This is a genomic window from Pseudomonas sp. P1.31 (assembly GCF_001269815.1).
In the GTDB taxonomy this organism is placed as follows: domain Bacteria; phylum Pseudomonadota; class Gammaproteobacteria; order Pseudomonadales; family Pseudomonadaceae; genus Aquipseudomonas; species Aquipseudomonas rustica.
The window spans coordinates 108874-128377 of record NZ_LHVN01000005.1 but is presented as its reverse complement, the minus strand read 5'-3'; the positions used below and the strand labels follow the sequence as shown (position 1 = coordinate 128377).

17 protein-coding genes are annotated in these 19504 nt (G+C 60.7%); 12 read left to right on the top strand and 5 right to left on the bottom strand.

What is annotated here, in order from left to right; genetic code table 11:
* Positions 1-162: 162 nt before the first annotated feature.
* Together AD669_RS03200 and AD669_RS03195 are read right to left on the bottom strand one after the other, a co-directional pair.
* Entirely contained in the window at positions 163-1059 is an 897-nt protein-coding gene (locus AD669_RS03200) for a PA4780 family RIO1-like protein kinase (protein ID WP_053116938.1), read from the bottom strand.
* Positions 1060-1537: 478 nt separating this feature from the next.
* Positions 1538-2815, bottom strand: coding sequence for an acetyl-CoA C-acetyltransferase (locus AD669_RS03195; RefSeq protein ID WP_053116937.1), 1278 nt, complete (start codon positions 2813-2815; stop codon positions 1538-1540).
* Between the two features lie 356 nt (positions 2816-3171).
* Here AD669_RS03195 and AD669_RS03190 point away from each other — a divergent pair, with 356 nt between their 5' ends.
* From AD669_RS03190 to AD669_RS03175, 4 genes are all read left to right on the top strand, one after another.
* Positions 3172-4524 (top strand): 3-oxoacyl-ACP reductase, encoded by a 1353-nt coding sequence (locus AD669_RS03190; protein ID WP_053116936.1) that lies wholly within the window; start codon positions 3172-3174, stop codon positions 4522-4524.
* Positions 4525-4527: 3 nt separating this feature from the next.
* Positions 4528-5382 carry a MaoC/PaaZ C-terminal domain-containing protein gene (locus AD669_RS03185; protein WP_053116935.1) on the top strand — a complete coding sequence of 285 codons (855 nt, stop codon included), beginning with the start codon at positions 4528-4530 and terminating at the stop codon, positions 5380-5382.
* A gap of 500 nt (positions 5383-5882) precedes the next feature.
* Positions 5883-7637, top strand: a complete 1755-nt coding sequence (locus tag AD669_RS03180; protein WP_053116934.1) for a collagen-like triple helix repeat-containing protein — start codon at positions 5883-5885, stop codon at positions 7635-7637.
* A 131-nt stretch (positions 7638-7768) separates the two neighbouring features.
* Entirely contained in the window at positions 7769-9439 is a 1671-nt protein-coding gene (locus AD669_RS03175; RefSeq protein ID WP_053116933.1) for a ShlB/FhaC/HecB family hemolysin secretion/activation protein, read from the top strand.
* Positions 9440-10035: 596 nt separating this feature from the next.
* Here AD669_RS03175 and AD669_RS03170 read toward each other — a convergent pair.
* The 3 genes from AD669_RS03170 to AD669_RS03160 all read right to left on the bottom strand — a co-directional run bounded on the left by AD669_RS03170 (position 10036) and on the right by AD669_RS03160 (position 11043).
* Complete coding sequence (locus tag AD669_RS03170; protein WP_053116932.1) at positions 10036-10446, bottom strand: response regulator; 411 nt, start codon at positions 10444-10446, stop codon at positions 10036-10038.
* Positions 10447-10509: 63 nt separating this feature from the next.
* The gene (locus AD669_RS03165; protein ID WP_053116931.1) at positions 10510-10716 is read right to left on the bottom strand and encodes a Flp family type IVb pilin; all 207 of its coding nucleotides are present in this window, start codon (positions 10714-10716) and stop codon (positions 10510-10512) included.
* A gap of 120 nt (positions 10717-10836) precedes the next feature.
* Complete coding sequence (locus AD669_RS03160) at positions 10837-11043, bottom strand: Flp family type IVb pilin (RefSeq protein ID WP_053116954.1); 207 nt, start codon at positions 11041-11043, stop codon at positions 10837-10839.
* Between the two features lie 338 nt (positions 11044-11381).
* Between AD669_RS03160 and cpaB the strand changes: the two genes are divergently transcribed.
* Genes cpaB through AD669_RS03120 form a run of 8 tightly spaced genes read left to right on the top strand, consistent with a single transcriptional unit; the run spans position 11382 to position 18837 of the window.
* Positions 11382-12323 (top strand): Flp pilus assembly protein CpaB, encoded by a 942-nt coding sequence (cpaB, locus tag AD669_RS03155; protein WP_053116930.1) that lies wholly within the window; start codon positions 11382-11384, stop codon positions 12321-12323.
* Between the two features lie 20 nt (positions 12324-12343).
* Positions 12344-13567: a type II and III secretion system protein family protein gene (locus AD669_RS03150; RefSeq protein ID WP_053116929.1), complete on the top strand. Its 1224-nt coding sequence runs from the start codon at positions 12344-12346 to the stop codon at positions 13565-13567.
* Positions 13564-14754, top strand: coding sequence for a pilus assembly protein (locus tag AD669_RS03145; RefSeq protein WP_053116928.1), 1191 nt, complete (start codon positions 13564-13566; stop codon positions 14752-14754). The genes AD669_RS03150 and AD669_RS03145 overlap by 4 nt, the downstream gene beginning before the upstream one ends.
* Entirely contained in the window at positions 14751-16019 is a 1269-nt protein-coding gene (locus tag AD669_RS03140; protein WP_053116927.1) for a CpaF family protein, read from the top strand. Before AD669_RS03145 ends, AD669_RS03140 begins: the two co-directional genes overlap by 4 nt.
* 18 nt (positions 16020-16037) lie before the next feature.
* Entirely contained in the window at positions 16038-16922 is an 885-nt protein-coding gene (locus AD669_RS03135) for a type II secretion system F family protein (protein WP_053116926.1), read from the top strand.
* A gap of 1 nt (position 16923) precedes the next feature.
* A complete protein-coding gene (locus AD669_RS03130; protein ID WP_053116925.1) occupies positions 16924-17808 on the top strand; it encodes a type II secretion system F family protein in 885 nt (294 codons plus the stop codon).
* A 23-nt stretch (positions 17809-17831) separates the two neighbouring features.
* Entirely contained in the window at positions 17832-18554 is a 723-nt protein-coding gene (locus tag AD669_RS03125) for a tetratricopeptide repeat protein (RefSeq protein ID WP_053116924.1), read from the top strand.
* A 10-nt stretch (positions 18555-18564) separates the two neighbouring features.
* Positions 18565-18837, top strand: coding sequence for a DUF3613 domain-containing protein (locus AD669_RS03120; RefSeq protein WP_053116923.1), 273 nt, complete (start codon positions 18565-18567; stop codon positions 18835-18837).
* Positions 18838-19504 lie beyond the last annotated feature (667 nt).

Sequence of the window (19504 nt, the reverse complement as noted above, 5' to 3'; positions counted from 1 at the left end):
AAGATCAAAAGATCGCAGCCTTCGGCAGCTCCTACAAGGGGTGTGTCTGCCAATTGTGGGGTGACTGACACGGCCTCTTCGCGAGCGAGCTCTGCTCCTACAAGGATTGGTGGTGTGCTGAAGACAAAAAACCCGGCCGAAGCCGGGTTTCTGTTCAAACGATCACTGCATCCACGGGGGTGGCGGTGGTTCTTCTGATTTGCCTTTAGGCTCGTCATCCGCCGCACGGATCGCTTGCTTGCGCTCTTCATCAAGCCGCGCCGCTTCGATCTCGCGGATAACCCCGCCGACATCGGCCAGCTCTTCCGGCTCGTCGAACTCACCGGTCAGCACACTGTTCGGGTGCAAAGTGCCGGCTTCGTACAGCGCCCACATTTCTTTCGCGTACTTGGTCTTCTTCAACTCCGGCGCAAAGCGACCGAAGTACGAAGCCATGTTGCCAACGTCACGTTCAAGCATGCTGAACGCGTGGTTGTTGCCGGCAGCATCGACCGCTTGTGGCAGGTCGATGATCACCGGGCCGGTCGGTGTCAGCAGCACGTTGAACTCGGAAAGGTCACCGTGCACCAGACCGGTACACAACATCAGCACGATCTGCGAAATCAGGAACGCGTGATATTCACGGGCCTGATCGGCTTCCAGTACCACGTCATTAAGACGCGGCGCAGCATCGCCGTATTCATCGGCCACCAGTTCCATCAGCAGCACGCCTTCGAGGAAGTCGAACGGCTTGGGCACGCGCACACCGGCGCCAGCCAGACGGAACAGCGCCGCCACTTCGGCGTTCTGCCAGGCGTCTTCGGTCTCTTTGCGACCGAATTTCGAGCCCTTGGCCATCGCGCGCGCCTGACGGCTGTTACGCACCTTGCGGCCTTCCTGATACTCGGCTGCCTGGCGGAAACTACGTTTGTTTGCCTCCTTGTAGACCTTGGCGCAACGTAACTCGTTGCCGCAGCGCACCACATAAACAGCTGCTTCTTTACCACTCATGAGTGGTCGCAGCACCTCGTCAACCAGACCGTCTTCGATCAGCGGTTCAATGCGTTTTGGAGTCTTCATCAGCTTTTATTGTGGGTCCTTTATTACCAAACACGCGAATGTCACTCGTTATACGGCAATCCTCGCAGTACGGGGAGGGGTTGCCGACCTGTGAACGTTGTCGATGCACACACTGTGCCGGATTATTCAGGGCCAACCTGCGTAGACCGCAGCGAATCATAGCTGACAGCGTGGTACTTGTTGGTATCGGCCGGTGAGGGCATTTGCGACAGAATCTGACATTTGTGGTTTCGCCTTTTTACCCTCACCCCAGCCCTCTCCCGGAGGGAGAGGGGGCCGACCGAGTTGTCTGGCGTTATACATCGACCTGAAACACCGCGTCGATTATGGATTGGGCAAACTGAAACATATGGATTCGGCTAACTGAATGACCGCGTCGAATTTTGGATTCGGTAAAGCACTATCAGGTCGGCGTACCTCGCAAGCATCCCCCAATCAGTCCCCTCTCCCTTTGGGAGAGGGCTAGGGTGAGGGGCTTTTAGCGTTCGATGATCGCGGTAACACCTTGCCCGCCAGCGGCACAAATCGAAATCAGACCGCGCCCCTTGCCCGCCGCCTCCAGCAGTTTGGCCAGGTTGGCGACGATGCGTCCACCGGTTGCGGCAAACGGATGCCCCGCCGCCAGCGAACTGCCCTTCACATTCAGCCGGCTACGATCAATCGACCCCAACGGCGCATCCAACCCCAACCGGGATTTGCAGTATTCGGGATCCTCCCAAGCCTTGAGCGTACACAACACCTGCGCCGCAAACGCTTCATGAATTTCGTAGTAATCAAAATCCTGCAAGCTCAGCCCGTTGCGCGCCAGCAAGCGTGGCACCGCGTACACCGGCGCCATCAACAGGCCCTCGGCACCGTTGACGAAATCCACCGCCGCCGCCTCACCATCGCGCAGGTAGGCAAGAATCGGCAAGCCGCGCTCCTTCGCCCATTCTTCACTACCCAGCAGCACCACCGAGGCGCCATCGGTGAGTGGCGTGGAGTTGCCTGCCGTCAGCGTACCTTTGGCGCTTTTCTCGAACGCCGGTTTCAGCGCGGCGAGTTTTTCCAGGGTCAGATCCGGGCGCAGATTGTTGTCGCGGGTCAGGCCGAGGAACGGTGTCATCAGATCGTTGTGCCAGCCTTCGCTATAGGACGCCGCCAGTTTTTGGTGACTTTCGAGGGCCAGTTGATCCTGCTCTTCACGCGGAATATTCCAGGTCTGCGCCATCAGTTCGCAGTGTTGGCCCATCGACAGGCCGGTGCGCGGTTCGCCGTTGCGCGGGAATTCCGGGATCAGGTGTTGGGGCCGCAGTTGTAGAAAGGTTTTCAGTTTGTCGCCGGTGGTTTTCGCGCGGTTGGCTTGCAGAAGGATTTTGCGCAGGCCTTCGCTGACGCTGATCGGCGCGTCCGACGTGGTGTCGACGCCACCGGCAATACCGCAATCGATTTGGCCGAGGGCGATTTTGTTGGCGACCAGCAATGCGGCTTCCAGACCGGTGCCGCAGGCTTGCTGGATATCGTAGGCGGGGGTGGCTGGCGACAATCGCGAGCCGAGGACGCATTCGCGGGTCAGGTTCATATCCCGTGACAATTTAAGCACCGCACCCGCCACCACTTCGCCGATGCGCTGGCCGTGGAGGTTGTAGCGTTCGATCAGGCCTTCGAGCGCGGCAGTGAGCATCACCTGATTGCTGGCCGTGGCGTACGGCCCGTTGGAACGGGCGAAAGGGATACGGTTACCGCCAATGATCGCGACGCGGCGCAGCTGACTCATGAATAACTCCTTTTCAAATTGATCGGATTCACACAGATCTCTGTAGGAATGAACACTGTGGTGAGGGGATTTATCCCCGACCGGCTGCGAAGCAGTCGTAGAACCTGCACTCGCGGTGTTTCAGATGGACCGCTCAGCATGGAATCGGGGCCGCTTCGCAGCCCATCGGGGATAAATCCCCTCGCCACAGGGTCACTCCTACAAGGGTTCTGCTGTGTTTCTGAATTTGTGTTCGCCAACAAAACCATCAGGGGCAAACTACTCTGCTGTTCTAGCGTAGGCCCTATTGCGTGGATCGAACGATTGATTGCCATCGGTAGTCCACACTTTGAACCCCAACTTTTGGAGAGCGTTCCATGTCTGACCGCTATATCGACTTCGCCAACTCGTCCTTTGGCCATCGTCTGGTCGGGGCGCTGGGCCTGCCGTCGCCGGTGCGACTGGAGCGCTGGCAGGCTGGGCGCCTGCGGCCGGTGGAAGGTGCGCTGCTGATCGGTGGCGGGCCGCTGGCCGAGCGCGTCAGCACGTTCGCCAACCGTCTGACCGAAAGCATTTACCGCTACGGCGAGCAACCGGCGACCGCCACCGAATGGATTCCCGGCCATGGCCCGAAACTCAAAGCGGTGGTGTTCGACGCCAGCGAATTGCAGCACACCGACCAGCTCAAGCAACTGCGCGAATTCTTTCAGCCGCTGATGAAGAATCTTGAGAGCAGCGCGCATCTGGTGATTCTGGGCCGCGCCCCGGAAACTCTCCGCGATCCATTCGCCTCCAGTGCACAACGCGCGCTCGAAGGTTTTTCGCGTTCGCTGGCCAAAGAACTGCGCAGCGGCGGCACGTTGCAACTGATCTATGTCGGCGAAGGTGCCGAGGATCAACTGGAAGGCCCGCTGCGGTTTTTCCTCTCGCCGAAAAGCGCATTTGTCTCCGGACAAGTAATTCGCCTGACTGCGTGCGCCACACAAGTCACTGACTGGACGCGTCCGCTGGCCGGTCGCAAAGCGCTGGTCACCGGTGCGGCACGCGGTATCGGCGCATCGATCGCTGAAACCCTCGCCCGCGATGGCGCGGAAGTGATTCTGCTCGACGTGCCGCCAGCGAAAACCGATCTCGAAGCCCTCGCCGCCCGCCTCGGTGGCCGCGCGATCACCCTCGATATCTGCGCCGAAGACGCCGCCGCACAGTTGACCGAACACCTGCCGGACGGCCTCGACATTCTGGTGCACAACGCTGGCATTACCCGCGATAAAACCCTGGCCAACATGACCCCGGAATTCTGGGACGCGGTGCTCGCGGTCAATCTCAACGCGCCGCAAGTGCTGACCAAAGCGCTGCTCGACAACGGCACGCTGCACGACGATGCGCGAGTGATTCTGCTCGCCTCGATCAGCGGCATCGCCGGCAACCGCGGGCAAACCAACTACGCCGCGAGCAAGGCCGGTTTGATCGGTCTGGCCCAAGCGTGGGCGCCAACGTTGCTGGAGCGTGGCATCAGCATCAACGCGGTCGCCCCCGGTTTTATCGAAACGCAGATGACTGCGCACATCCCGTTTGGTCTGCGTGAAGCCGGGCGGCGCATGAGTTCGCTGGGCCAGGGCGGCTTGCCACAAGACGTCGCCGAAGCCGTCGCATGGCTGGCGCAACCGGGCACCGGCGCGTTCACCGGTCAGGCGTTGCGGGTTTGTGGGCAAAGTGTTTTGGGGGCTTAAGGCATGAGCATCATATGGCACACGCTGGAACGCGAACCGAGCCTGCCGGGGCTTTACGCACGGGCCGCGACGCGACGCAAAATCACCGGCACTACCCTGCCCGACAGCGGTTTGCGCTGTTGGGTCGATGTCGATGGCAAGCGCCTGGCGGACTATCGAAAGGTCTGCGGCTTTGCCGATGACGGGCTGTTGCCGCCGACTTATCCACATATCCTCGCGTTCGCGTTGCAGATGCAATTGCTCACGGCAAAAGAGTTTCCGTTTCCGCTGCTGGGGCTGATTCATCTGAGCAATCGCATTCGCGTGTTGCGGCCAATGGGCGGGATCAGTCGCGCGCAGGTCAGCGTGCGTGTGCACAACTTGCAGCCGCACCCCAAGGGCGCGACGTTCGATGTGCTGACCACGCTGGACGATCAACTAGGGCCGTTGTGGGAGGCGGAAAGCCAGATGCTTTGTCGCGGGGTGAAACTCGACGGCGAACCGGTGGAACAGCACTGGGAGCCTGCGCCAGCGTTAAGCGAAGTGGCGCGCTGGAAAGCGCCGGCAGATATCGGACGGCAGTACGCCAAGGTTTCCGGTGACTACAACCCGATTCACTTGAGCGCGGCGAGTGCCAAGCTGTTTGGCTTTCCTACGGCCATTGCTCATGGCTTGTGGAACAAGGCACGGACATTGGCGGCGCTGGCCGATCATTTGCCCAAGGCCAATCTGGAAATCACTGTGCACTTTCGTAAACCGGTGCGACTGCCGAGCGAGGTGACGTTGCTGGCGAGTGCGGCGGGGTCGAGTGGTGAGTTGCGGTTAGTGGGCAATGGGGAGTTGGAGCATATGGTCGGGCTGTGGCAACCGATCGCCTGACTCTGAACTGAAGTAATGATGAGCTTTTGTGGTGAGGGGATTTATCCCCGATGGGTGGCGCAGCCGCCCCACCCCCAGCAAACACGTTCATCCTGATTCACCGCATTGAATGGATTTGCGGCCGCTGCGCAGCCGGTCGGGGATAAATCCCCTCACCACAGGGTTGAGGTGGCACAGAGGGTTGTGTCGATCCCGGAAACGGGGAAATTTGACCTGTTAATTGTGTATATATCACTTAAGTTTTCCCGCCTCCCCTCCCGCCCAATGAAAAAACCCAAGCCTTGATTTTCAAGGCTTTTTTTTGCGCGTTTATCACCTCGGTATTAGTCCTTAGGCGCTGCAAACGGCCCTCTATATAAAGGCGTTAATACCAACTTGAGAATGGCGAGAACCCGCGCCTGGACTGAGATTGCAGCAACGGGCGAAGACATTGCCGGCGACATGAATCGGCGAGTCATCGAAGGCAACGAACGTTGTGACAGGTGCAAGGAATCTCGATCATGAAAACTCAAGTCTGGTCAAAATCTGCAATCGCTTTGGCAGTGCTTCTCTCTCTCGGTCTCGCCGGTTGCAGCAGCGGCGGTGGCGGCCATCACAGCAGCTCCGGCAGTTCCGCGCCGGCCAGCGATAGCGCTGCGGGTGGCGCCGGTGGTAGCGGAGATACTGCGGGAACTGGCGGCACTGGAGGCACAGGCGGCACGGGTGGTACCGATGGCGGCACTGCGGGCACCGGTGGCACGGGCGGTACCGGCGGCACTGATGGCGGCACCGCGGGCACGGGTGGCACCGGAGGAACCGGCGGAACCGGTGGTACTGGAGGCACCGGCGGAACCGGTGGCGGCACCGACCCTACCAATCCGACCAACCCTACAGATCCAACCAACCCGACCAATCCTACCGTCCCTACCTTGGTGACCACGACATTGGTGCAAGATGTCGGCACCACCGTCAGCGGCGTCGGCAGCGGCGTTGGACAGGTCGGCGATTCCCTGAGCACTGTTCCCGTGGTGGGTGGCGTCGTGCAAAGCGTTGCCAACACCACCGGCAATGTCGTCAGCACCTTGGGGGATGGCTTGGGCAACGGCATCGGCAAACTGGCCAGCACACCCAACGGGGTTGGCGTCACGGCGTCATCGGTCGGCGGCGTAGTAGCAGATGTCGGTGATGGCGTATCCGATGTCAGTGGCAAACTGGCCACCGCGACCAGCAGCGTGCCAGTGGTCGGCGGTATCGTCACCAAAGTCGCCCCTTTGCTGGATGGCGTCGGCGAAAAAGTCACCATGCTCGGTGACACCCTGAGCACAGCGACGACGACAGGCCCCCTCGGCGGCTTAACCACCCAGGTCAGTCAGAAACTGGTGCCGGTGATTGCCATGGTTGAAAGCACCACCGACAAGATCGGCAGCGCTACCGGTCTGGGCGCTCCACTCAACGGCGTGATCCAGAAAGTCGGCGGCACCGTTAACGACCTGGGTGGCAAAGTCACCGGCGCTGGCAACGGCAATGCCCTGACCAACACAGTCGGCGGAGCGTTGAGCAATGTCGGCACCGCCGTCGGCAAGGCGGGCGGCCTGGTATCCAACGGTACCGGTGGCGGTTCGGGTGGTGTCGGTGGTGGTCTGGGCGGCACCGGCCTGCTGCAAACCGTCGGCGGCGCGGTGGCCAATGTTGGCAGCGGCTTGAGCACTGGCAACAGTGCACTGGCAGCTCCGGGCGGCACGGTTGTCTCGGTCGGCAATACCGTCGCCTCGCTCAACACGGCTCTGGGCGGGTCGGGCACACCGATCACCGCACCGACCGCAACCCTGGCAACCATCACTAACACCGTCAGTACAGGCATTGCTCCGGTCACGACAGCCGTCACCAGCCTGACGCAAAATGTCGGCGCAGCGACCGGCCTTGGCAGCCCGGTCTCCAGCCTCACCGCACAAGTGGGCGGCGCAGTCAGCAACCTCGGTGGCGGCATCGCCGGTGCCACAAGCAACCCGGTTCTCAGCGCAGTCGGTGGCACCGTCGCCAGCGTGGGCACCACCGTCGGCGCTGTCGGAGGCCTGGTCAACGCCGGCACGGCGGGCGGAGGTACTGGCGCGACAAACCCGGTCACCTCACTGGTCAGTAACGTCGGCGCCACCGTCGGCGGCGTACTCAACACAGTCACCAGCACCGCGTCCGGCGCTGGCGGCACCGCCACCGGTGGTGGTCTGGGCAGCGTACTCGGTGGTCTGACCGGCACCCTGGGCGGCAACAAACGCTAAATTGCACCTGGCCGATTCGACGGCCTCACCTACAGCGCCTACGCTTGGTTGAGGGCGGAAGATTCCCACGAGTCTTCCGCTTTTTTCTTAGGAAAAATCAGCCCGGTGCTGTGATGACCACGGAGTGTCCTATGCGCGTAATGGCGTCTTTGCTGTTCCTCAGCCTCAGTTCCACTGCCCTCGCCGACACCCTGCCGACCTTCCTCAACTCCAACGAAACCATCCGCAACCTGCCCGTGCCCAACCTGCCGGCCGATGCCTATCGCCCGAACGCCGCGCCCGTGCAAGTCCCGGATCCCGGCGCTGCCGCCGCGCAGCCGTTGATGATGAGCACCAAGATCAACCTGAAAACCGTGCAGATCGAAGGCGGCACGATCTACCCGCTCACTGAGCTGGCGGAAAACTACAAGCCCCTGATCGGCCGCGAAACCAGCCTCGCCGATCTGATCGAAGCGACGCGCAACATCACCCGCCGTTATCAACAGGACGGCTACCTGTTGTCCTACGCGTTCCTGCCGCAACAGAAATTCGACGACGGCGTGGCGCGGGTGGTGTTGGTGGAAGGTTACGTACGCGACGTACAAGTCGAAGGCGACGTCGGCCGCGTCAGAGGTCTGCTGGATAAATTCATCACAAAAATCCAGGCCGAACGCCCGCTGACCCGCAAGACTTTCGAACGCTACACCACGCTGATGACACGCATCCCCGGCGTCACCATTCAGGCGCAAGTGCCGCCACCGGGCACCACCGACGGCGCTACCACCCTGATCGCCCAGGCCAGCCGCAAGCCGTTCACCAGCACGCTGAGCACCACCGAAGACAACCGCAACGGCACTCAAGCATTGCTCGGTGTCAGCAGCAATTCGCAAACCTCGATGGGCGAACAACTGACCCTCAGCGGCCTGTTCCCGCCAGGTGACGATGACGAACATTACTACCGCGCCGACTACAGCCAATTCCTCGGATCCGAGGGCACACAACTGGCCCTGTCCGCCTCACGCTACCGCGCCGACCCCGGCACCAACCTGCGACTGGACAACGGCCTGGAACTCAAACCGCACCGCGAAAACGACCGCTACTCGGTCGGCTTCACCGTTCCCCTGATCGCTGCCTCCAACGAACTGCTCACCGCCGGCTCGCGCCTCTACGCCGTCAACGACAAAACCCGCTACAACGTCGTCGGCTACCCACTGAGTGTCGAAGAACGCACCGACATCCGCGCCCTCGCCTTCGAAGGCGACTGGCGCAAAGCCGATGCCAAACAACTGCGCATCCTCAGCGCCGGCCTCTACCAGGGCCTCGACAGCATGGGCGCAAAAACCAACAACAGCGCCATCGACCTCGACTTCTTCCGCGCACGACTGTCCGGGGTGCAGAGCGACAAATTCTTCGACAACTGGCAAGGCGTACTCTCGGCCGCCCTGTACTGGAGCGACGACAGCGTGCCCGACAGCGAACGTGCGGTATTTGGCGGACAGAATTTCGGTCGCGGCTATCCCGATGACCAGGCGTCCGGCGACAAAGGCTGGGGCGTGGCGTACGAGGTCAACTACAGCTACAACCGCGAAGGAAGCTGGGTGCGGATACTGCAACCGTACGTGGTGCTGGATCGCTCGCGCAGCTGGTTCAATCAACTGCCGGTGCAAGCGAACAGCTTGTCCTCGGCGGCGCTGGGATTACGGTTTGGCGATGCCAAGTACTACAACGTTGCCCTGGAAGCGGCCAAAGCGATGTCGGATGAAGCGCTCGATACATTTAACCGGCGCACGCGATATAGCATCAGCTTCAGTTATCAGCTATGACGCGAGCCCCCTGTAGGAGCTGCCGAAGGCTGCGATCTTTTGATGTTGTTTTCATAAAGCAAGATCAAAAGATCGCAGCCTTCGGCAGCTCCTACAGTTTGGGTTGGAGGCATTCAGGTAGGGAGTGGTTGGATGCATTGGCCCCATCGCGAGCAGGCTCACTCCTACAGTTTGATTGGGTGTGTTCAGGTGGAGATTGGTCGGCTGTCAGGCCGCCTTCGCGAGCAAGCTCAGCTCCTACGAAGATCAAAAGCCGAACGAGCCGTGCTTCTCACCACTCAATAGGCCGAGTGTCAGCTCGCCTGCTTTTGATCTTGATCTCGGAGCCCGTCGGCAGGCTGAGTGGAGGGATTGATCCGGGGTGGGAGCGCAGCGACCGTTTGGCGCAGCCAAACACATCGAGAGGAGGTGCAGCGAAGCAAACCGTAGGCGATGAACCCCGGATCAATCCCGCAGCGAAGGAACCCGAGCCCTAGCGAGGGCCGAACGTCAGGGCAAAGACCTTTGGTTACTTTGGGGCGTTTGCCAAAGTGACCCGCCGTAAGGGCGGAACCCATATCCGCCATCACAAAAAAAACGGATATACCCCAAAAACCTCACCCCCGCCCAACCCCCCTAGGCTTGGGAAACAAATTATCCAAAGTCTCAAACAACCTCACGTGATAAATCGGCTTGCGAAACAGATCCACCACCTGCAACCGCAGCAAATCACTGACATCCTCCATATCCGCATGCCCCGACATCACAATCACCGGCAAATGCGCCCGCGACGTATGCTCACGCAAGCGCTTGATCAACGACATGCCCGACTCCTCAGGCATACGCAAATCGGTAATCACCAATGCAATATCCGGATGCCGCGTCAAATGATGCAACGCCAACTTCACCGACGTCGCCGTATGACACACAAACCCCTCACCCTCCAGCAACTCAGCCAGCTCCAGCAACGCATCCTCCTCATCGTCAACCAGAAGCAACTGTTGGCGCGGCAGCGAGGAAGCAGTCATGGGCAATCCCTGAAAAACCGAAAGTGAACCCGAGTGTAGCGCGTCATTCGCCCATCATCGCGATCAAGGCGTCGGAGCGGTCTGCGCAGTGCCACCCAGGGACACCAGAATACTGTTGAAGATCGCTAACACCTTCGCTCCGATAGGCGTTACGAACACCACGACAACCACAGCAACCATCGCCACAACAATCGCGTACTCGATAGCCGACGCCGCTTCAGTACTCGCCAGAAACGAGCGCACGCGCGTAATCACATAATCAAGAAACATGGCCATTCTCCTGCGTTCCAGCCGCTGGCCGGATACGGAAAAAAACAACAGCCTCGTCAAAACCTGCGCTCGCAATTCACTAGCGCGCGCAAGCAATGAATAAGGGAAGAGTGAGTTCGATCAGATACCCGGCTTGGTCTGCGCCGTACCGCCAAGCTTGGTCAGAATGACGTTGAAAATCGCCAGTACCTTATCGCCGACAGGTGTCACAAATACCACGACAACCACGGCGACCATCGCCACAACAATCGCGTATTCAATAGCCGACGCCGCTTCGTCGCTTTTGCAGAATGTCCGGGCATGCGCCCGCAGATAGTCGAGAGTCATACGAAACATACGTCCACTCCTTCGCGCCTTTGGCGCCGATGTCACGCTACAGCGGCAAGGTTCCACCGTGCCATTTGAGCATTGTCAACAAACCCCCTCCCAACAACTGTAAGAACGGATTAATCACAAAGGATTAGTCCATTGGTGATCGGCCGTTTCCTGCTGTTAATTGGCCAACACCCCTACTTTAGTCAGTTATTTGTCTGTCACTAATGGCGTTTTGGCTTGGATCAGCTAGCGTGGAAATAGCGAAATAGTTGAATGTTCATAGCTGCCGGATTGCGAAATCTCTCGTTGAAAAAAGCGGTGGGTCGTGCAGCAGGAAAGGGAGAGCCGTCATGAACAGTCGCGTCACCATGGGCCTTGCAGCAGTGTTGTTGCTCGGCGCCGTTTTTGTCGGTTACTGGGGGCTGGTGCTCAGCCGCCAACCGGCACCTGTTGCCGAGGCGCCAGCCGCGCCGAACGTCACCGTTGAAAAAACTGTCGCGATCGCCGAGGACCAGACCCGCCAACCGGTGGTGGTTCTGCTCCACGACGTGCCACCGTTTTCGCCGCTGACCGCCGCCGACGTCACCGTGGAAAAACTGCGCAGCGCCCCGGCCGGCAGCTTGAGCAGCGTCGATCAAGCGGTCGGTCGCACACCGTGGCGGCACCTCAGCGCCGGCACCTGGCTGAACGATGAAAGCTTCTCCGCCGGTGGCTCACTGGCACGCATGATCCACAGCGATGAACGCGCGCTCACCGTGGCCGTCGATGAAGTGATCAGCGCTGCCGGGCAATTACTACCCGGTGACTACGTCGATGTCCTCCTCTACCTGCGCCAGGACGGCAGCAACTTGCAGCAGTCGGCGCAGATTGTTTTACCGGCCATGCGCGTGCTCGGCGTCGGTGATCAATACGGCCTGACCAACGACGGCCAACCCGCCTCCCCCGCGCTGAGTGCCGACGAAAAAATCAAACAGGATCAGCGCCGCATCGCCGCACGCACCGTGGTGTTGGCGGTACCGGAACAATTGCTCAGCCGGATGATGCTCGCGACCCAAGTCGGCACCTTGCGCCTGGCCGTGCGCAGCAGTGAAGAACAACGTCTGGCGAAATACTGGGCCGGTGAAAGTCAGGCGCCCGCCCACATCGATAACGCCAACAGTCAACTCTTCCAGTTCACCCAACTGGCCCTCGGCGCGGCGCCAAAAGTGCCGTCCAGCGGTGGCTCCGGCGCCGTTGCACGGCCGGCGGTGGAGATCATTCGCGGCAACCAGATCACTCAACAAACCCCATGATTGCGCAAGGATCCAAGTGCATGCCGAGTCGTTGCTGGCCGACCTTAAAACCAATGCTGCAGGCCATGTTGTTGATGGGCCTGTCGATGGACGCCGTGTGGGCGGCCACCGGCAACTGCTCGGCACTCGGGCGCATGCCGCCGGTGATCGAAATCGGCGAGGGCTTTCAACAGGATGTGCAATCACCGGTGGCGATCACGCGGCTGGCGATTGGCGATCCGAAAATTGCTGACGTGCACGCCAACGGCAGCTCGTCTTTTCTGCTCACCGGCGTCGCGCCCGGCGCCACCAGTCTGATGGTCTGGACGTCGTGCTCCAGCGAACCGCGCCAGAGCATGGTGTTCGTGCAAGGCGCCGCCACCGCCGCACTCACCGGTGCCAGCCTGCCGCCGTCAGAAGATCCGAACCTGCCGTCGCAAGTGCAGACCGACATTCGTTTCGTCGAAGTCAGCCGCACCAAACTCAAGGAAGCCACCGCCTCGTTGATCGGCGTACGCGGTAACTTCCTGTTCGGCTCGCCCGGCACATTGCCGAATATTGACGGCGTGCCGCAGCCACGCTTGCCGGTGAACAACGGCCTGTTCAACTTCTCATGGATCGGCGGCAAGACCATGGCGATCATCAATGCGCTGGAAGGCAGCGGCTTCGCCTACACCTTGGCGCGGCCAAGTCTGGTGGCGCTGAGCGGGCAAAGCGCAAGCTTCCTTGCTGGCGGCGAAATCCCGATTCCGGTGCCCAGCTCCGGCAGCGACACGGTGACCATCGAATACAAGGAATTCGGTATTCGTCTGACGCTGACGCCGACCGTGATCGACCGTAATCGTGTCACCCTCAAAGTCGCACCAGAAGTCAGCGAACTGGATTACGCCAACGCCATCAACATCGGCGGCACGCCAGTGCCCGCGCTGACCGTGCGCCGCACAGACACCAGTGTGTCGCTGGCCGACGGCGAAAGTTTCGTCATCAGCGGTTTGATCAGCACCACCAACACTTCGCAGGTGAACAAGTTTCCGGGCCTGGGCGACATCCCCGTGCTGGGCGCGTTTTTCCGTGATTCGCAGATCAAACGCGAAGAGCGCGAACTGCTGATGATCGTCACACCGCACCTGGTGCAGCCGCTGGCCGCCGACGCGCAACTGCCGTCGTTGCCGGGGGAAAAACTGCGCAACTACGACCCGAATTTCTATCGCATGTTCTTCCTCGAAAACGGCAATTTCGACAAGCGCAGTGGGTTGTCCCAATGAGCCAGAGCCTGAGCCAGACGTTCCTCGCCATCACCCGCAACAGCACCGATCTGGAATGGCTGCAAAGCGCCCTCGCGCCGCTCGGCCAAGTGGTCAGCGCCGGTGGCGGCAGCCTCGACGAATTGCTCGCGCTGGTCGATGTCACCTTCGCCAATCTGGTGTTTGTCGGCCTTGATCGCGAACACGTCGTGGCGCAGAGCGCGCTGATCGAAGGTGCGCTGGAAGCCAAACCGATGCTGGCGATCGTCGCCCTCGGCGACGGCATGGACAATCAGCTTGTGCTGAATGCAATGCGCGCCGGCGCACGGGATTTCGTCGCCTACGGTTCGCGCTCCAGCGAAGTCGCAGGATTGGTGCGGCGCCTGAGCAAACGTCTGCCGCCGGTGGCACCGAACACGCAACTGGGTGGCCTGACCGTGATGTATGGCGTGCAGAGCAGCTCCGACGGCGCACTGCTGGCCAATCACATGGCGATGGTCGTGCAAAAGAGCGGTCAGCAAACCTTGCTCCTCGACCTCGGTCTGCCCCGTGGTGACAGCCTCGCGTTGCTGGGCCTAGAGAGCTCGTTCCACTTCGGTGATGCCCTGCGCCATCTAAGACGCCTCGACGCCACGCTGATCGACAGCGCTTTCACCAGCGCCGAAGCCGGGCTGCGCATCCTCGCTTACGCCAGCAGTGACGAGCCGCTGGAAACCACCAGCGCCGCCGAACTGTTCATGCTCCTCAGCGCCCTGCGTCAGCACTTCCAGCACATCGTCGTCAACCTCACCGGGCAAGCCGACAGCGAAGCCTTGCGCACTTTTGTCAGCCATTGCGACAAGCTGCTCTGGTACACCGATCAGAACGTGCTCAACTGCCGACGCAACCTCGCCGTGCTCAATAACTGGCGCGAGAAAGGCATGAAACTCGACCACGGCCGACTGCTGATCGACCGCTATTTAAGCAACGTCGCGCCGGATGCGGAAACCCTCGGCAAGACCTACAACCTGGAAGTTATCGCGGTTCTGGCGGCCAACGCCGAAGTCCGCCTCAACGCAAAAAATCAGGGTGTCAGCCTGTTCGAACTGGCGCCGCGAGAAAAACTCACGCAAAGCCTGCGCGCCCTCGGCGAACGTCTGGCGAAACGCTCCGAAGGGCTGGCGAAACCGAAAGTCACCTGGTTCGGGCGTCTGCGAGGCAACACATGAGCAGCGAAAAACTCTTCGGCTCGCCGCAACGCGGGGCGGTGGGCAACACCGATCACGAAGGCCTGAAACTGGTGCTGCACCGCTACATCATCGATGCCATCGAAGAGTCGGGAAAAAACCTGCTGGAGGGTTCGCGCCAGCAACTCGCGCAATTCGTCACCGACAAAGTCGCCGAATACATCGCCCGTTTGCACCTGGCGATCTCGCGTTATGAGATGGAGCGGCTGGGCGAAGAAATCGTCGACGAGCTCACCGGTTTTGGCCCGCTGGAAGTGCTGCTGCGCGATCCAACGGTGACGGAAATTCTGGTCAATGGCCCGCACCGGGTGTTCATCGAACGCGACGGCGTGCTGCATCAAAGTGACCTGCGTTTTATCGATGCGCATCACGTTGAACGGGTGATGCAGCGGATTCTCGCGCCGCTCGGTCGGCGTCTTGATGAGTCGTCGCCAATGGTCGATGCGCGCCTGCCGGATGGCAGCCGGGTCAACGCGATCATTCCGCCAATTGCCCTCGACGGCCCGTGCCTGTCGATTCGGAAATTTCGAAAGGACATGCTGAAAAGCAGCGACCTGATGGCGATGCAAACCATCGATCTGCAGATCTTCGAATTCCTCCAGGACGCGGTCGGCAAGCGCTGCAACATTCTCATCAGCGGCGGTACCGGCACCGGCAAAACCACGCTGCTGAACATCCTCAGCCAACTGATCAACCCGCACGAACGTCTGGTGACCATCGAAGACGTCGCCGAATTGCAGCTCGGCCACCCGCACGTGGTGCGTCTGGAAACCCGTCCGCCGAATGCCGAGGGCCACGGCGAAGTGAAGGCCAGCGACCTGATCCGCAACGCCCTGCGGATGCGCCCCGACCGCATCATCCTCGGCGAGATTCGCGGCGTCGAAGTGGTCGATGTGTTGACCGCGATGAACACCGGCCACGACGGTTCGATGAGCACCGTGCACGCCAACAATGCGCAGGATGCGCTGCTGCGTCTGGAGACGCTGGTCGGCCTGACCGGTCGCGCCATCGCCGAGCGCACCTTGCGCCAGATGATCTGCGCGGCGCTCGACGTGATCATCCAGTTGACCCGCATGCCCGACGGCCGCCGCTGCGTCAGCGAAGTGGTGGAAGTGGTCGGCATCCGCGAAGACGTCTACGTCACCAACACCCTGTTCCGCCTCGACCGCCGCACCGGTTTCGGCTTCCTCCGTGAAGCGGTCAATCCGGCGGGCGACAAGTTGCGCCACGAGACTCATCTGGGCTGACGGCAAGGAGCACGGAGCATGCTGGGACCGGTCATTCTCATCACCTTGTGTCTGGTTTTGCTCGGGCTGTCGATCCGTTTGTTTCTGCATGGCATACGCAAAACCGCCAACGAAAAAGTCCTCGGTCGACTGGCCGCCGGGCAACCGCAACTGGCCGAAGAAAAACCAAAATGGGTGGGCCTTGAGCGGATGTTTTTGCGCGCAGGTTTGGGCCGTCCGACCGAGCGTTTCGGCTTGTGGATGAGCCTGTGGGCGGTCTCCATTGGTCTCGGTTATCTGTTGTTCGACTGGGTCGGTTTGCTGGTGATGCTGGTCGCTCCGCCGCTGATTTTGCGGCTGTACATCGCCTTCCTTTATCGGCGCCGAATCAAGCGCATGATCGAGCAGCTGCCGCAGTTACTCGATCACACCGTGCGCAGTCTGAAGTCCGGGCGCACCTTGAGCGACGCGGTCATGGGCGGCATCGAGGCCAGTGACGATCCGCTGAAAAAAGCCATGGGCCGGGTGCAGCGCAACGTACAACTGGGGGTCAATCTGCCCGACGCGGTCAGCGACTTTGCCGAGCTGTACGAGCAGGACGAACTGCGCATGTTCGCCCTCGGCCTCAAGGTCAATCACCGCTACGGCGGCAACGCCAGCGAGCTGCTGGAGAACCTGATCAAACTGATCCGCGAGCGCGATCAGGGCGCCCGCCAATTGCGTGCCCTCACCGGTGAAACGCGGATGACCGCGTGGGTGCTTGGCTCGCTGCCGATCATCCTCGTCAGCTATTTCATGCTGACCAATCCCGGTTACATGCTCGGCATGTGGCACGACTCGGGTGGCCACACCATGTTGATCATCGCAGCGCTGTTGCAAGTGTTCGGATGCCTGGCGCTGTGGCGCATGTTGCGGAGTGTTTGAAATGCTCTATCTCGCCGCCCTGATGTTATTGCTTGGCGCCCTGCTGCTGGTGGCCAACCACTTGCTCACCGAGCGCCGTCGCGTGCGCCAGGTCAACCAGCGTTTGCAGGGGCATCTGGTGCGTGAAAACCGCTTCGGCACTTGGTTGCGCGCGTTCGGTAACACGCGTTTTGGGCGGCGCTCGGTGAGCATCGACAGCGAAACCCAAACCCTGCTCAGCCGCATTGGCTGGCGCCGCGCCAACGAGCGCGCGCTGTTCGCCGCCTGCCAGATCGGTACGCCGTTGCTGACTCTTGGCGTCGCGGTGTTTCTGCAGGAAGTGTTTTTCCCTCACGCCGATAACGAATGGATCATGCCGATGCTCGCTGCCGGCGCCGGTTACCTGTTGCCCAAACGCCTACTCGCCTACGCCGCCGGGCGTCGGCAGAAAATCATCTCGGTGGAAATTTCCACCTTCATTCCGCTGCTGCGCATCCTCTTCGAATCCGGCATGGCGGTGGAACAAGCGCTGCGCGTGCTGAGCATCGAAGGGCAAAAACTGCTGCCGGAACTGACCAGCGAACTGCGCCTGATCCTCGTCCGTGTCGACTCCGGCCTGGAGCTCGGTCAGGAGCTGAACAAAGCCGCGGTGATGCTCGCCGTCGACGAATTCACCGACACCTGCGTGATCCTTCAACAACTGATCCAACAGGGCGGCGGCGCGATGAAATCGCTGCTGGCGCTCAAACAACTGCTGGATGACCGGCGCCTGACACGCTTGCAGGAATACATCTCGAAGATGTCGGCAAAAATGTCGGTGGTGATGATGTTGTTCCTGTTCCCGGCGCTGCTGATCGTCCTCGCCGGCCCCGGCTTCACTGCGATTACCCGGGCGTTTGCATCCTGAATCCGACTCATGGAGCGTGTTTGATGAAAGTACTGATAGTCATCGCCAGTCTGCTGCTGCTCGGCGGTTGCGCCACCAACGGCCAGGCGCCGTGGACGTCGTTACTGTCGCCGTCCAGTTGCAGCAAACTGTCCTCGGAACAGGAACTGGCGCTGAACCTGGCGGACGACCTGGCCAACGACGGCAAACTGCACGCCAGCCTCGCCAACCTCGAAAGCCTGCCGGACAACCTCAGCGAAGTGCGTCTGCGCAAAGCCAAGGTCTATCGCCTGCTCGGCCGCAGCGAAGCCGAACCGCTTTACCGCAGCCTCGTCGGCGGCTGCCTGACCGCCGAAGCCGAACACGGCCTCGGCCAACTCTATGCCGCGCGCGGCGACAACGGCCAGGCCCAGGCGCACCTGCAACGCGCCGTGCGCCTGGCGCCCACCGACGAAAAAATCCGCAACGACCTGGGCGTGGTCTACCTCAACCAACTGCGCCTGAACGACGCCAGCTTCGAATTCCTCACCGCCCTCGAACTCAAGCAAAACAACCAACTGGCGGCGCAGAACCTGGTCACCTTACTGCTCTACCAGAACAACTGGCCGCAAGCCGCCGAAATCGTCAGCCGCGCCAAACTGACCCCGGATCAATTCACCGAAGCCCAGGAACGCGCGGAAAAACTCAAAGCCCCGGTCAAAGCCAAACCCGCGGCCAGCAACCAGGTCGCGGTCGTCGCCGACCCACTGCCGTCCTCGATCAAATAAGGAGACAGCCATGAACCCCGTCAAAGGCCTGTGCTACCTGACCCTGCTCAGCCTGCCCCTCAGCGCCCACGCCATCGACGCCGGCCCCGCCTCGGCGCAACAACAGGAAACCGAAGGCTGGCTCGTCCTGCAAAGCCGCAACCAGGCCGCCTCGAAAAACCCACAACCGGCGACGGCCACTGAGCGTGAATTGGCGATGCAGCGCTGGATCAAAAAATACAAATACGAAATCCCGGATCTGTATGACCCGGATGCGGGCGGGAAGATTGAGACCAAAAACTGACAATCTCATACCGTGTAGGAGCTGCCGAAGGCTGCGATCTTTTGATTTCGTTTTGTAAGACAAGATCAAAAGATCGCAGCCTTCGGCAGCTCCTACACAGGATGAGTGCACGCTCGGCCGCCGCGCATGATCTGAAAGCCCCTCACCCTAGCCCTCTCCCAGAAGGAGAGGGGACTGACCGGGGTGTTTGGGCGAGGTACGCCGACGTGAAATACCGAGCCGAACACAGACTCTGAAAACCACAAAAATCGGCCCCCTCTCCCTCGGGAGAGGGCTGGGGTGAGGGGCAGCCTCAACACAAAACCAAAGCCGAACACGCCACGCTCTTAACCACTCGACACGATGAGCGCAAGCTCGGGTGCAGCTTTTGATCTTAGTGCCCGTCGGGAGGCTGAGCGGGAGGAATTCGTACGGCGAAAGCATTGAGGTGCAGCGAAGCAAACCGTGGGCGATGCCCCCCTAGCCGAAGGCTGCCGCGTATGATCTGAAAGCCCCTTACCCTAGCCCTCTCCCAGAGGGAGAGGGGACTGATCCGGGTGTTTGGGCGAGTTACGCCGACGTGGGATACCGAGTTGAACTCACATTCTGAAAAGCCCAAAAATCGGCCCCCTCTCCCTCGGGAGAGGGCTGGGGTGAGGGGCGAATCCAACGAAGATCAAAAGATCGC